The organism is Buchnera aphidicola (Chaitophorus populicola), from assembly GCF_964058995.1.
Taxonomy (GTDB): domain Bacteria; phylum Pseudomonadota; class Gammaproteobacteria; order Enterobacterales; family Enterobacteriaceae; genus Buchnera_J; species Buchnera_J aphidicola_BO.
On the sequence record NZ_OZ060382.1, the window covers coordinates 14,987 to 29,492 of the forward strand.

Here is a 14,506-nt window from a genome sequence, read left to right on the forward strand (position 1 = left end):
AAATTAAAGTTAGATTAAAATCTTAATCTAATTTTATTTTTTTAAAATATTTCTATATAAGATATCATGAATTTTTTAGTTTTTAACAAATACTAAATAAAACAAAGAGAATTTAAAAAAATGTATTTTCAACGTGTTTTTCTTATTTTATCTTTTTTTCTATGTTCATTTTTTTTGTGGAAAGCATGGAATAAAGATAAAAACATACTAGTTTCGCATTATATTGTAAAAGAAAATTCTCCTACTAATCATATATCAAAATTTATTTATAATTCTCAAAAAAATAATATCTTTATTAAAACAGATGTATTTAATATTGTAATAGATAAAAATAATGGATACATTAAATCTGTTAAATTATTAAAATATCGAGATGAAGAAGATCCTTCTAAATATTTAAATTTATTAAGAACTGAATCAAATTATATTTTCCAAATGAAAACTGGATTTACTGAAATAAAAAATTTTAATAATTTACATCAAGATATAAATGGTATATATCACACTAAAAAAAAATTTTATCAATTATTACCGTTTCATAATAAATTAATTGTTCCTATGATATTTATTTCCCAAGATGGAAAAAAATTTATTAAAAAATTTATTTTTCATAGAGGTCGATATGATGTGAAAATTAAATATCATATTTACAATAATACTAATAAAAATTTTAAAGTAAGAATATTTGGAGAATGTATTCAAACTGTAGATCCATTTTTTATAGATAATTATAATTTAAGTGCTAATAAATATAGAGGAATTTCATATTCATCTGATAATGATAAATATGTTAGATTACAATTAGATGATATATCACAGAACAAAGAAAGTTTATATAAAAAAATTAATATTGGATGGATAGCTATGGTTCAAAAGTATTTTACTGCTGTTTTAGTACCGAATACTGATGTAAAACCAAATACTATTTATACAAAAAAAATAAATAAAGATATTGTTGTTGCTGGATATCATAATTCTCCTGTATATCTATATCCGCATTCTTTTAAAGAATTTGATGTGAAATTATGGATTGGCCCGAAAAATCAAAATGAAATGGCAGCGTTAGCTCCTAATTTAAACTTCACAGTAGAATATGGATTTTTATGGTTTTTATCAAAACCATTATTAAATTGTTTAAGTATATTTCATTCTATATTTGGAAATTGGGGTTTTTCTATAATTTTTCTTACATTAATTATGCGTTTATGTATGTTGCCTTTAACTAAAGCTCAATTTTTATCTATGGCTAAATTAAAATCATTAAAACCTGAAATAGATTATTTAAAAAATAAATATAAAAATGATCCTGCAAGAATAAGTTCTGAAATTATTTTATTGTATAAAAGAAAAAAAATTAATCCATTATCTGGATTATTACCTGTTATAATACAAATGCCTATTTTTTTATCTTTTTATTATACATTAACTAATTCTATTGAATTAAAATATTCTCCTTTTATCTTTTGGATTCAAGATTTATCAAGTTATGATCCATTTTATATACTTCCTATATTAATGGGATGCAGTATGTTTATTGGACAAAAAATAAATTCTTCACATACATTTAATAATGATATTTCAGAAAATATTCAAGAAAAAATTATGTTTCTTACTCCATTTTTATTTACAATATTTTTTTTATGGTTTCCTTCTGGATTAGTATTATATTACTTAGTAAGTAATATATTTAATTTAGTACAACAAAGATTAATTACTATTAATTTAAAAAAAAAACAAGAAAAAGATTAATTATTTTAATGAAATAAAATAGAATTTTTTTCTTATTATAAAAAATATTAAAAAAATAAAAATTATGTCAGACACAATTATAGCTCAGGTTACACCTATAGGAAACGGTGGAGTATATATATTAAGAGTTTCTGGAAAAAATACTTCTGCTGTTTTGAAATCTGTTTTACATTGTTCATTACAACCTAGATATGCTACTTATTTACCATTTTATGATATTAATGACGAAATTTTAGATAAAGGTATTAGTATTTGGTTTCCATCTCCAAATTCTTATACTGGAGAAGATGTATTAGAATTACAAGGACATGGTAATAATATTTTAGCTAATTTATTAATTAAACGAATTTTAAAGATTCCAAATATTAGAATTGCTGAACCAGGTGAGTTTTCAAAAAGAGCGTTTTTAAATCATAAAATAGATTTAATTCAAGCAGAAGCGATATCAGATTTAATCAATGCATCATCTGAGGCTGCAATTAAAGCATCTGTGAAATCATTACAAGGAGATTTTTCTAATTTTATTAAGAAGATTATAAATAAAATTACTGATTTAAGAGCAAATATAGAATATGAATTAGAATTTTCAGAAGATAATATAAATAATTATATAAAAATAAATTTTATTCATAAAATAAAAAAAATCATAAAATATTTAAAAAGAATTTTATTTATTTCAAAAAATGGAGCTTGTTTAAATGAATCTATTAAAATTGTAATTTCTGGTTTTCCAAATTCTGGAAAATCTAGTTTGTTTAATTTTTTATCTTGTAAAAAATCTTCTATAGTAACAAATATAAAAGGTACTACTAGAGATTTAATTTATAATCAAATTAATTTTAATAAACATATATTAGAATTAGTAGATACTGCTGGAATTAGACGAACAACTAATAAAATTGAGGAAATAGGTATTTCTTTAGCTAAGAAAGCAATGAATAATACAGATATATTATTATTTATGATAGATTCTAGTAAAAATATAAAAGTTCAGATAAAAAAATTTTTTCAATTAAAAAAAAATATTTCTTCTAAAATAAATATTATTTTAATTTTTAATAAAATTGATTTAAACAATATTGATCCGAATATTTTTTTAAATAATAAAATAAATTTTCTTTGTATATCTGTAAAAAAAAAAATAGGATTAAAAAATTTATATAGTATTTTAAAAAAATATATAAAAAATTGTAAAAATTTTCTAGGAGAAAGTATATATATTGCAAGACAAAGACATATTCAAGAAATTAAATCTTCAATAAAAGAGTTATTAATTGCAAAAAAAAATTTTAAGATAGATCATAATTATGAAATTTTAGCTTATCATTTACAAAATACGCAAAATTTTTTAAATAAAATTACAGGTTATATTAATTCTGAAGATATTTTAAATAAAATTTTTTCAAATTTTTGTATTGGTAAATAAAATTTATATATTAATAATTTTTTTTAATTTTTTTTAATTTATAAATAATAAATATAATTATTTATATTTAAATTTTGCCCGAAGGCGGAATTGAACCACCGACACAGGGATTTTCAGTCCCTTGCTCTACCAACTGAGCTATTCGGGCTTTTAAAATTATAGTAAAACATTAATGATAATAGTTTGTCAATATTTTTTTTAAAAATTTTTATGTATATCTATTTTTTTGTAAACCTTGAAAGTTTAAAGAATCGTCCATATACTATTTAATAGAATATAATTTTTTCAAAAAATATTTTAAATTAATTATAAACATATGTACAAGGAGAACTCTAAAAAAATGAAAATACGTCCTTTGCATGATCGTGTTATTGTAAAACGTGAAGAAATAGAATCGAAATCTGCAGGTGGAATTGTATTAACAGGATCAGCTGCGAGTAAGTCAACTAGAGGAAAAGTATTAGCTGTAGGAAATGGAAGAATTTTAGATAATGGAAATGTAAAAAAATTAGATGTAAAAGTAAATGATATTGTCATCTTTAATGAAGGATATGGAGCTAAAACAGAAAAAATTGATAATGAAGAAGTATTAATTTTAACTGAAAGCGATATTTTAGCAGTTGTTGAAGAGTAATATTTCTTATTATTTTTAAAAAAATTATTTAAGGAGAAATGATAAAATGGCATCTAAAGACGTAAAATTTGGAAGTGAAGCGCGTGCTAAAATGCTCCGTGGTGTAAATATATTAGCAGATGCAGTAAAAGTTACTTTAGGTCCAAAAGGAAGAAACGTAGTTTTAGATAAATCTTTTGGAGCTCCGAGTATTACTAAAGATGGTGTATCCGTAGCTAGAGAAATTGAATTAGAAGACAAGTTTGAAAATATGGGTGCACAAATGGTTAAAGAAGTAGCTTCTAAAGCAAATGATGTCGCAGGTGATGGAACTACTACTGCTACTTTATTAGCTCAATCTATTGTTAATGAAGGATTAAAAGCAGTTGCAGCTGGAATGAATCCAATGGATTTAAAAAGAGGAATTGATCAAGCAGTTATTCAAGCGGTTAAAGAATTAAAAAAATTATCAGTGCCTTGTGCAAATTCTCAAGCTATCACACAAGTAGGAACGATTTCTGCTAACGCTGATGAAACTGTTGGTTCATTAATTTCAGAAGCAATGGATAAAGTTGGTAATGATGGTGTTATTACTGTAGAAGAAGGAACAGGTTTAGAAGATGAATTAGATGTAGTAAAAGGTATGCAATTTGATAGAGGATATTTATCTCCTTATTTTATTAATAAACCAGAAGTTGGTAATATAGAATTAGAAAATCCTTATATTTTAATGGTTGATAAAAAAATTTCTAATATTAGAGATATATTATCTTTATTAGAATCAGTAGCAAAATCTGGAAAACCTCTTTTAATTATTGCAGAAGATTTAGAAGGTGAAGCTTTAGCAACGTTAGTAGTAAATTCTATGAGAGGAATTGTAAAAATTGCAGCAGTAAAAGCTCCTGGATTTGGAGATCGTAGAAAATCAATGTTACAAGATATTTCTATATTAACTGCTGGAACTGTAATTTCTGAAGAACTAGCTATGGATTTAGATAAAACTACATTAGAAGATTTAGGTCAAGCAAAAAGAGTTGTTATAACAAAAGATTCAACAACAATTATTGGTGGATTTGGAAAAAAATTAGATATTCAAAATAGAATTTCTAATATTCGTCAACAAATTAATGAATCTACATCAGATTATGATAAAGAAAAGTTAAATGAAAGATTAGCGAAGTTATCTGGTGGTGTTGCTGTATTAAAGGTTGGAGCAGCAACTGAAGTAGAAATGAAAGAAAAAAAAGCTCGTGTAGAAGATGCCTTACACGCTACTCGTGCTGCAGTAGAAGAAGGTGTAGTTGCAGGTGGTGGAGTAGCTTTAGTTCGAGTAGCAGAAAAAATTTCTCGTTTAAAAGGTCAAAATGAAGATCAAAATGTTGGGATTAGAGTAGCTATAAGATCTATGGAAGCTCCTTTACGTCAAATTGTAGCAAATTCAGGAGAAGAACCATCTGTTGTTACAAATAATGTTAAAGATGGAGTAGGTAATTATGGATATAATGCTGCAACTGATCAATATGGTGATATGATTAAATTTGGAATATTAGATCCAACGAAAGTTACTAGATCTGCATTACAATACGCAGCATCTGTGGCTGGATTAATGATTACTACAGAATGTATGGTAACTGATTCTCCTAAAGAAGATAAATCTTCTGATATGCCATCTCCATCTGCTGGAGGAATGGGTGGAATGGGTGGAATGGGTGGAATGATGTAATTTATTTATTTTAAATAAAATATAAATTTTTATATTTTTTACTTTAAAATATTTTAATTTATTTTCCCTTAAATATTTTTTATTAAGGGAAAATAAAATTTTTATTCATTATTATTTAATATTTCAAGAAATTATATAAAATGACAAAAGATTATTCAATAAATATGTTTAAGCCAGGTTTAAAAGTAATTATTTTTAATCAACCGTGTATTATTCAAAATAGTAAATTTGTTAAACCTGGAAAAGGTCAAGCATTCGCGCGTGTTAAATTTAAAAGTATAATAACTGGAAAAATAGTTGAAACCACTTTTAAATCTACAGATCGGTTACAAAAAGCTAATGTGTATGATATTTCTTCTATTTATTTATATAATGATCATAAATTATGGTATTTTATGAATAGTAAAACTTTTGAAGAAATTTCAATTAAAAAAAATATTTTAAATTCTAAGCGTTTTTTTTTAACACCACAATGTAAATGTATATTAACTTTATGGAAAAATAATATCATCTCTGTTATTTTAGATAATTTTGTTTATTTAAAAGTAATTAAAACGACTCCATCTATTAAAAAAAAATCATTAAATAGTAGTGGTATTAAATTAGCTGTTTTAAATACAGGAATTTCCATTAAAGTACCTGATTTTATTAAAGTAGATGATATTATTAAAGTAGATACACGTACTTGTGAATATATTTCTAGAGTATAAAAAAATTTTATAATATAAAAATTTTTTTATTTTTTTTTTTTATTTTTTTTTAATTTTTTTATTTATATATTATGTACATTTACAAAAGAACGATAACTATCCCAATTAAAATTTAAACATAATAGTTTTCCTAATTTCATACGATCAATAATTCTTTCTCCTAATAATATATTTAAATTATTGAAATTTAAATTTGATAATATTCCTGTAGATTTTTTTGATGCTGAACGACGATCAATAATTTGATGAATAATAATTTTTTCATAATTTGATTCTTTTTGAATACCAATTTCATCTATTATTAATAAATCTACTTTACTAGTTTGTTTAAGGAAATATTCTTCAGTATATTCATTTTTTATATTAAATGTTCGTTTAATTTTAGACATTAAATCTGCTATTGTGATAATTAATATACTTTTTCCGTTTAAAATTAAATAATTTCCGATTGCTGCAGCTAAATGATTTTTTCCTGTTCCAGGTTTTCCAGAAAATATAAAATTTGAAAATGTATTATTAAAATTTTTTACATAATTTTTAGCAGCATTTAATACTTTTTCTTGACCTATATGAAATACTTTATAGTTTTCAAACGAACAATTTATATATAGTTTTTTGATACCAGAATGTTTAAAAATTTTTTTCATTCTTCTAGCTTTATTTTTTCTTAAAATAGATTTAGAAGATAAAAATCCTTGTTTTTTATTCCAATTTAATAAATCTCTTTCATTTTTAAATTTTGGTTTAATATGATGAGGAATAATAGATTTAATTTTTTTTAGTAATTTTATATATTTTTGCATATATTAAAATCCTTATTTATTTTTATATTTTAATATAAATTAGATTGTAATATAAAAATTTTATATTTATTATTTTTTATAATAAATTTTATATTCTATTTTTTTCGTTTGTTTTTTTTTTTTTAATATCCAATTTTCTGGAATATTAATATTTTTTTGATATATTTCATGTTCTATATAAATAATAGTATTTTTTTTTGTCCATTTTTTTTGTTCTAATAAAAATATAACTTTATTTAATAAATTATATTTATAATATGGTGGATCAAGAAATATTATGTCATATGGTTTACTATTTTTTTTTAACCATTGAATGGTATTAGTGCAAACAGATTTTATACTCTTAATTTTTAATCTTTTTAAATTTTTATTTATTATATTGATATTTTTTATATTAATATCTAGACAAGTTACTAATTTTGCGTGTCTTGAAATTGCTTCTATTCCTAAAATTCCACTTCCAGAAAAACAGTCTAAGCATTTTGCATTTAAAATATATTCATTTAACCAATTAAAAAGAGTTTCTCGAATTAAATTTTTTGTAGGTCTTAAATATTTTGAATGCTGAATATTTATTTTTTGTTTTTTAAAAATACCGCTAATTACTCTTAAAACATTTTTTTTTTTTTTCATAATTTTAAATAAAAATTTATATATATATAAATAACTTTGATAAAATAAATTATATTATATAAAAAATTTTTTATAAAAGGTATTTTATGTCTAAAAATAAAAAAAATATATTTACATCTTTATTAGATAAATTAAATTTTTTTAATAAAAAAAATAGTTCAACAGATTCAAAAAATATAATAAAAAAAAAAAAAAAATTAGATAGAAAAAAAAAAGAAAATATTTTGAGTAAAAATAATAATATTTCTGCTAATTTAAAAATAAAAGAAGAAGATAAAAATAGTTTATTATTTTTTTTAAAAAATAAATTTAATACGATGAGACAAAATTTTTTCTTAGTAATTAAAAATTTTTTTTTAAAAGACAAAATTAATAAAAAAATTTTAAAAAAATTAGAAGAAAAATTAATATCTTTTGATATTAGTATCAAAACATCTAAAAAAATTATAGATTATTCTGTTAATAGTTTAAGTAAAAAAGATTTTAAAAATCCATCTATTATTTATAAAAAAATTTTTTTTTATATGAATAAAATTTTACAGAAAAGTATATCATTATCTAAATTATCATTTAATTCTAAATTTCCTTACATTATTTTAATAGTAGGTGTTAATGGATCAGGTAAAACTACTACAATTTCTAAATTATCAAAACTATATAAAGATCAAAATAAAAAAGTTTTAGTAGCTGCAGCAGATACTTTTAGAGCTGCAGCTATAGATCAATTAAGTATTTTATGTCAAGATAATAATATATCCATGATATCTAAAAAATATGGTTCTGATCCATCTTCTGTAGTATATGAAGCGTTACAAACAGCTATTTCAAAAAAATTTGATATATTAATTATTGATACAGCTGGTAGATTTCATACTAAAATTAATTTAATGAATGAATTAAAAAAAATTGTTTCCGTTATTCATAAATTAAATAACAATCAATTAATAGATATTTTTCTTACTATTGATGCTTGTACAGGTCAAAATTCTTTAGAACAAACAAAATTTTTTAATAAATTTCTTAAAATTACTGGTATTATATTAACAAAATTTGATAGTACTTCAAAAGGCGGTATTATTTTTTCAATTGCAGATGAGTTTTCTATTCCTGTTAAATATATTACTACAGGTGAATCAATTAAAGATATTTGTGTTTTTAATAACTTAGATTTTATTAATTCTATATTTAAGTCTAAATAAACATTAAATATGTTATATTAAAAAATAAGATTTTTTAATATATTTATAAAAAATTTTTAATTTTATATTTTTATAAAATAATTTTTAAGTAATTTCATTTAATATAGGCGTTAAAATGGTTAATAAGATGAAATTTTCATCCAAAGAATCTTTAAATTTTTTAAGTATTTATATGAAAACTATTCATCGTTGGTCAATATTATCTGCACATGATGAAAAAAAGTTAGCTAATAAATTATTTTATAAAAATGATTTAAAAGCTGCAAAAATATTAATTTTATCACATTTACGTTTTGTAATTAGAATTGCAAGAAATTATTCTGGATATGGATTACCGCAATCTGATTTAATTCAAGAAGGTAATATCGGTTTAATGAAATCAGTTAAAAAATTTAATCCTAATTTAGGTGTACGATTAGTTTCTTTTGCTATACATTGGATAAAATCTGAAATTCATGAATATGTTTTAAAAAATTGGAGAATTGTTAAAATAGCTACTACTAAATCTCAAAGAAAATTATTTTTTAATTTAAGAAAAAAAAAAAAAAAAATAGGATGGTTTAATAAAAAAGAAATTATAAATGTTGCAAAAGAATTTGGTGTAAAAAATAAAGATGTTTTAGAAATGGAATCTAGAATGTTTGCTCAAGATATTCTCGTTAATAATCATTCAGAAGACAATCATAATCAAGAATATAAAAATAATATATATTCTATACCATATTTGAAAGATCAATTATCAGATTTTACACAAGTAATTGAAAATGATAATTGGAAAAAATATACTATTAATAAATTAAATATTGCATTATCATATTTAGATGAACGAAGTCGAAATATTATATATTCACGTTGGTTAGATCATTCAAATAAAAAAAATACTTTAAAAGATATCGCAAAAAATTATGGTATATCAGCAGAAAGAGTACGACAATTAGAAAAAAATGCTATAAAAAAACTTCGTTTATCTATCAATAAAAAATAATTTTTTATATAAATTATAATTTTTTTATTAGTTTAATTTTTAATAAATTTTATAAAATATCATATAATATATTTTTATAAGAGATAATATTTATGACTATATTAAATCATATATTAGGCTTTCCAAGAATTGGATATAAAAGAGAATTAAAAATAGCTCAAGAAATGTATTGGTCTAAAAAAATATCTAAAAGCAAATTAAAAAAAATTGGAAAAAAAATTAGAATTAAAAATTTAAAAATACAAAAAAAAATGGGATTAGATTTTTTATCTGTAGGAGATTTTGCATGGTATGATCATGTTTTAACAACAAGCATGATGTTAGGAAATATTCCTAAAAGATTTATAAATTCGCATAATAAAATAAATCTTGATACATTATTTTATATAGCTCGTGGAGTGTCTTGTAATCAAAAATCTACTTATCCTTCTGAAATGACTAAATGGTTTAATACGAATTATCATTATATTGTTCCAGAATTTCATAAAGATAGTAATTTTAAATTCTCTTGGAAGCAATTATTTGAAGAAATAGATGAAGCGTTATTAATAGGAAAAAATATTAAACCAATTTTATTAGGTCCTATGTCTTATCTTTGGTTAGGTAAAACATATGAATTTACATTTAATCGTTTTAATTTATTAGATGAAATTTTAAATATATATAAAAATATTTTAATACAATTAAAGAAAAAAGGCATTCAATGGGTACAAATAGATGAACCAATTTTATCTTTAGATTTATCCTCTGAATGGAAAAAAAAATTTATATATAGTTATAATTATTTAAAATGTGATGTAAATATATTATTAACTACATATTTTGGAAATGTTTTTCATAATTTAGATATTATACAAGAAATTCCTATACAAGGTATTCATTTAGATTTGGTTGAAGGCAATTATAATATATTAAATTTACATAAATATTTTTCTAAAGATTTAATTATATCTTTAGGTATTATTAATGGTAAAAATATATGGAAAACAGATTTATTAAAATATTACACTTTAATAAAAAAATTATTAAAACATAGAAATAATATTTGGATTGGATCTTCTTGTTCTTTAATGCATGTACCTATAGATCTTGATCAAGAAAAAAGAATTAAAACAGAATTAAAAATATTATTTTCTTTTGCAGTTCAAAAATGTTATGAATTAAATTTACTAAAGAATTCTTTAAATATTAATAATATAGATTTACTTGAATCATGGGTTTTACCATTATTTACATATAACAATATTAATGATAATAATCATAAAAATAATAATATAAAACATCAAATATTAAATTTAAATAAAAATAACTATCAAAGAAAAAGTTCTTATAAAGATCGTTATATAAAACAAAAAAATAAATTAAATTTACCTATTTTACCAATTACTACGATTGGTTCGTTACCACAAACAAAAGATTTGCGAGATTTAAGGTTTAAATTTAAATATGGATCTATTAATAAAAAAGAATATCAAAAAGAAATTTTTAAAATTATAAAATATAATATTAGAGAACAAGAAAAATTAGATATAGATGTTTTAGTACATGGAGAACCAGAACGTAATGACATGGTTGAGTATTTTGGAGAAAACTTAGAAGGATTTTTATTTACTGATTATGGATGGGTTCAAAGTTATGGTTCAAGATGTGTAAAGCCACCGATAATATTTTCTGATATATCACGTATATATCCAATTACTTTAGATTGGATAAAGTATGCGCAATCTTTAACAAAAAAACCAGTTAAAGGTATGTTGACTGGCCCTGTAACAATTTTATTATGGTCTTTTGTTAGAGAAGATATTTCACAGCAAGAAATTGCTACACAAATTTCTTTAGCGTTAAAAGATGAAATATATGATTTAGAGAAAAATGGAATTAATATTATTCAAATTGATGAACCGGCTTTAAGAGAAGGTTTGCCTTTAAGAGATATAGATAAGGAAAAATATCTTTCTTGGGCTGTAAATGCTTTTAAATTAAGTGTTTCTGATGTCAAAGATACTACACAAATTCATACGCATATGTGTTATTGTGATTTTAATGATATTATACAAGCTATATCTAATTTAGATGCTGATGTAATTACTATTGAAACCGCTCGATCTAATATGGAAATTTTAGATTGTTTTAAAAATTTTAGATATCCAAATAGTATTGGTCCTGGATTTTATGATATTCATTCTCCTAATATACCTCAAGAAAAAGATATCATAAAATTAATAAATCAAGCTATGAAAATTATTCCTATACAAAAATTGTGGATTAATCCAGATTGTGGATTAAAAACGCGTACTTGGATTGAAGTCAATAATTCTTTAAAAAATTTAGTATCAGCTACTAAAAAAATACGTGAAAATATTTCATAAATTTGTAAAGAAATTTTAGCAAATATTATTTTGCTAAAATTTCTAATTAAATTCTTGATATTAATTTTTATTTAATTAATTCTTTTTAAGAATAAAAATTTTTGTGTAATAAATATATAATTTTTATAATAATTTCTTATTTTTATTTAATTTTAATTACTATCCTATATTTTTTTATTAATAAATTATACAAGTTCTTCAATAAATTTATTTTTAATGTTTAAAATGTCTGATATTTGTAAATATCATAGATATTTTGTTTTCGTTAGCTAATTTAATAATTTTTGAATCATGTATAGATCCACCTGGTTGAATAATGCATGATACATTTTTTTTTTTTGCTTCTAAAATATTATCTTTAAATGTTAAAAAAGCATCTGATGCTAATGTAATATTTTTAAATTTTTTTATTGTATTTTTTATTTTAGAATTAGCATTTTGTATTGCAAAAATTCGACTAGTTTGACCACTTCCAATTGAAATAGTAGAACTTTTATGAACATATACAACTGCATTAGATTTAGAAAATTTTGCTATTTTCCATCCAAAAATTGCGTTTTTAATTTCTGATTTATTAGGAATTTTTTGAGTTTTAATTTTCCATTTATTAATATTGAATTCATCGTAATCTTTTTCTTGTATTAGAAACCTATTATTAATAGATTTTATTTCAAAATTTTTATAAAAATTAATTTTTTTATTATTTGTCGTTAATACGCGTAAATTTTTTTTAGAACTTAAAATATTTAATGAATTTTTAGAATAAGATGGAGCAATAATGATTTCTACAAATTGATTTTTTAAAATTAATTGTGTAGTTTCAGAATTAATTTTTTTATTAAACGCAATAATTCCTCCGAAAGAAGAAATAGGATCGCATTGATATGCATAATTATATGCTTTTAAAATATTTTTTTTAGTAGAAGCTCCACATGGTGTGCCATGTTTGACAATTACACATGATGGATTTTTAAATTGAAGAACACATTCTAAAGCGATATTAGAATCTAAAATATTATTGTAAGATAATTTTTTCCCTTGAATTTGGTTTAAAATATTTTTATTTTTATTGAATGTGTTTTCTTGAAAATATATAGCTGCTTTTTGATGTGTATTTTCTCCATAAATTAATTTTTTTTCTTTTTTTAAAATTAAATTAATTCTTTTTGGTAAAATTTTTTTTGTATTATTTTTTTTATATTTTAAAATGTATTTTTTTTTAAAAAACTTATATATTTCATATTCATAATTATAAGAATATTTAAATGCTTTCATTGCTAATTTCAATTTTTCTTGTTTAGAAAAATTTTGTGTTGATTTTTTTAATTTTTCGATTATGAAGTCATAATCTTGAATGTCAACGATTACTATTACTTTTTTATAATTTTTTGCAGCAGCTCTAATTAATGATGGACCTCCAATATCTATATATTTTTTAAAATTTTTAATATTTTCTTGGTTATTAGAGGTAATTATTTTTTCGAATGGGTAAAAATTACATATTACAAAATCTATAGATATGTTTTTTTTATTTTTATTCATATTTATAGATTTTTTTTTAGAATCACTTAAAATTCCAGAGTATATTTTGGGATGTAATGTTTTAATTTGACCGTTTAAGCTTTCTTTAAATTTAGTATAATGAGATATTTTTTCGCAAGAAATATTATGATTTATTAAAGTTTTTCTTGTTCCCGAAGTAGATAAAATTTTTATTTTATTTTTATTAAATGATTTAGATAATTTAATAATTTTAGATTTATTGAATACACTAATTAACGCATATTTTGTATTTTTATTAGTTATCATATTTTATATTAAATTAGTAATAAAATTATAGAATTATAAGAAAACTTTATTTAGATAGATTATCTATATTAAATTTATAAAATTTAGTATATAATAATTCTATTATAATTGTTTAATTAGCAGGGATTTTTTATTCCCTACTAATTTTATTAGTATATAATCAGTACACAAAATTTATTTAACTGCTTTTTTTAATGTTTTCCCAGAAATAAAAGCAGGAATTTTTGTTGCTGATATTTGAATTTCTTTTCCTGTTTTTGGATTTCTTCCTGTGCGAGCTGATCTTTTATTAATTTTAAATGTACCAAATCCTACTAATTGTACGTTTTCTTCTTTTTTAAGAGAATTAGTGATTTCAGATAGAATAGTATCTAATATATATTTTGTTTTAATTTTAGAAATTAAAGATTTTTTTGAAACAATGTCTATTAATTGTGATTTATTCATATTTATATCCTTAGTAATAAAAGTAATGTTATAAAAAATT

12 protein-coding genes and 1 tRNA gene are annotated in these 14,506 nt (G+C 21.0%); 8 read left to right on the top strand and 5 right to left on the bottom strand.

Annotation, left to right across the window (positions count from 1 at the left end):
- Positions 1-120: 120 nt before the first annotated feature.
- Positions 121-1,749, top strand: a complete 1,629-nt coding sequence (gene yidC / locus AB4W57_RS00080) for a membrane protein insertase YidC (RefSeq protein ID WP_367677543.1) — start codon at positions 121-123, stop codon at positions 1,747-1,749.
- 64 nt (positions 1,750-1,813) lie between these two features.
- Positions 1,814-3,175, top strand: a complete 1,362-nt coding sequence (gene mnmE, locus AB4W57_RS00085) for a tRNA uridine-5-carboxymethylaminomethyl(34) synthesis GTPase MnmE (protein ID WP_367677544.1) — start codon at positions 1,814-1,816, stop codon at positions 3,173-3,175.
- A 75-nt stretch (positions 3,176-3,250) separates the two neighbouring features.
- On the opposite strand, the gene AB4W57_RS00090 is transcribed toward mnmE, so the two are convergent.
- A tRNA-Phe gene (locus tag AB4W57_RS00090) sits at positions 3,251-3,323 on the bottom strand.
- A gap of 192 nt (positions 3,324-3,515) precedes the next feature.
- Between AB4W57_RS00090 and AB4W57_RS00095 the strand changes: the two genes are divergently transcribed.
- The 3 genes from AB4W57_RS00095 to efp all read left to right on the top strand — a co-directional run bounded on the left by AB4W57_RS00095 (position 3,516) and on the right by efp (position 6,221).
- Entirely contained in the window at positions 3,516-3,809 is a 294-nt protein-coding gene (locus AB4W57_RS00095) for a co-chaperone GroES (protein ID WP_367677545.1), read from the top strand.
- Positions 3,810-3,855: 46 nt separating this feature from the next.
- Complete coding sequence (groL, locus tag AB4W57_RS00100; protein ID WP_367677546.1) at positions 3,856-5,511, top strand: chaperonin GroEL; 1,656 nt, start codon at positions 3,856-3,858, stop codon at positions 5,509-5,511.
- Between the two features lie 140 nt (positions 5,512-5,651).
- Entirely contained in the window at positions 5,652-6,221 is a 570-nt protein-coding gene (gene efp / locus AB4W57_RS00105) for an elongation factor P (protein WP_367677547.1), read from the top strand.
- A 62-nt stretch (positions 6,222-6,283) separates the two neighbouring features.
- On the opposite strand, the gene dnaC is transcribed toward efp, so the two are convergent.
- Both dnaC and rsmD read right to left on the bottom strand, forming a co-directional pair.
- Positions 6,284-7,024, bottom strand: a complete 741-nt coding sequence (gene dnaC, locus AB4W57_RS00110; RefSeq protein ID WP_367677548.1) for a DNA replication protein DnaC — start codon at positions 7,022-7,024, stop codon at positions 6,284-6,286.
- A 69-nt stretch (positions 7,025-7,093) separates the two neighbouring features.
- Positions 7,094-7,657: a 16S rRNA (guanine(966)-N(2))-methyltransferase RsmD gene (gene rsmD / locus AB4W57_RS00115; RefSeq protein ID WP_367677549.1), complete on the bottom strand. Its 564-nt coding sequence runs from the start codon at positions 7,655-7,657 to the stop codon at positions 7,094-7,096.
- Between the two features lie 86 nt (positions 7,658-7,743).
- Here rsmD and ftsY point away from each other — a divergent pair, with 86 nt between their 5' ends.
- From ftsY to metE, 3 genes are all read left to right on the top strand, one after another.
- A complete protein-coding gene (gene ftsY, locus AB4W57_RS00120; RefSeq protein ID WP_367677550.1) occupies positions 7,744-8,856 on the top strand; it encodes a signal recognition particle-docking protein FtsY in 1,113 nt (370 codons plus the stop codon).
- A gap of 115 nt (positions 8,857-8,971) precedes the next feature.
- Complete coding sequence (rpoH, locus tag AB4W57_RS00125) at positions 8,972-9,841, top strand: RNA polymerase sigma factor RpoH (protein WP_367677551.1); 870 nt, start codon at positions 8,972-8,974, stop codon at positions 9,839-9,841.
- Between the two features lie 92 nt (positions 9,842-9,933).
- Entirely contained in the window at positions 9,934-12,210 is a 2,277-nt protein-coding gene (gene metE / locus AB4W57_RS00130; RefSeq protein ID WP_367677552.1) for a 5-methyltetrahydropteroyltriglutamate--homocysteine S-methyltransferase, read from the top strand.
- 213 nt (positions 12,211-12,423) lie between these two features.
- On the opposite strand, the gene purH is transcribed toward metE, so the two are convergent.
- Both purH and AB4W57_RS00140 read right to left on the bottom strand, forming a co-directional pair.
- Positions 12,424-14,019, bottom strand: coding sequence for a bifunctional phosphoribosylaminoimidazolecarboxamide formyltransferase/IMP cyclohydrolase (purH, locus tag AB4W57_RS00135; protein ID WP_367677553.1), 1,596 nt, complete (start codon positions 14,017-14,019; stop codon positions 12,424-12,426).
- 174 nt (positions 14,020-14,193) lie between these two features.
- Positions 14,194-14,466, bottom strand: a complete 273-nt coding sequence (locus AB4W57_RS00140) for an HU family DNA-binding protein (RefSeq protein ID WP_367677554.1) — start codon at positions 14,464-14,466, stop codon at positions 14,194-14,196.
- Positions 14,467-14,506: the final 40 nt, after the last annotated feature.

Excerpts from the sequence above, each read along its gene's own strand:
- dnaC (WP_367677548.1), bottom strand. The coding sequence starts at position 7,024 with ATGCAAAAATATATAAAATTACTAAAAAAAATTAAATCTATTATTCCT.
- rsmD (WP_367677549.1), bottom strand. The coding sequence starts at position 7,657 with ATGAAAAAAAAAAAAAATGTTTTAAGAGTAATTAGCGGTATTTTTAAA.
- ftsY (WP_367677550.1), top strand. The coding sequence starts at position 7,744 with ATGTCTAAAAATAAAAAAAATATATTTACATCTTTATTAGATAAATTA.
- groL (WP_367677546.1), top strand. The coding sequence starts at position 3,856 with ATGGCATCTAAAGACGTAAAATTTGGAAGTGAAGCGCGTGCTAAAATG.
- mnmE (WP_367677544.1), top strand. The coding sequence starts at position 1,814 with ATGTCAGACACAATTATAGCTCAGGTTACACCTATAGGAAACGGTGGA.
- efp (WP_367677547.1), top strand. The coding sequence starts at position 5,652 with ATGACAAAAGATTATTCAATAAATATGTTTAAGCCAGGTTTAAAAGTA.
- AB4W57_RS00140 (WP_367677554.1), bottom strand. The coding sequence starts at position 14,466 with ATGAATAAATCACAATTAATAGACATTGTTTCAAAAAAATCTTTAATT.
- rpoH (WP_367677551.1), top strand. The coding sequence starts at position 8,972 with ATGGTTAATAAGATGAAATTTTCATCCAAAGAATCTTTAAATTTTTTA.
- metE (WP_367677552.1), top strand. The coding sequence starts at position 9,934 with ATGACTATATTAAATCATATATTAGGCTTTCCAAGAATTGGATATAAA.
- purH (WP_367677553.1), bottom strand. The coding sequence starts at position 14,019 with ATGATAACTAATAAAAATACAAAATATGCGTTAATTAGTGTATTCAAT.
- AB4W57_RS00095 (WP_367677545.1), top strand. The coding sequence starts at position 3,516 with ATGAAAATACGTCCTTTGCATGATCGTGTTATTGTAAAACGTGAAGAA.
- yidC (WP_367677543.1), top strand. The coding sequence starts at position 121 with ATGTATTTTCAACGTGTTTTTCTTATTTTATCTTTTTTTCTATGTTCA.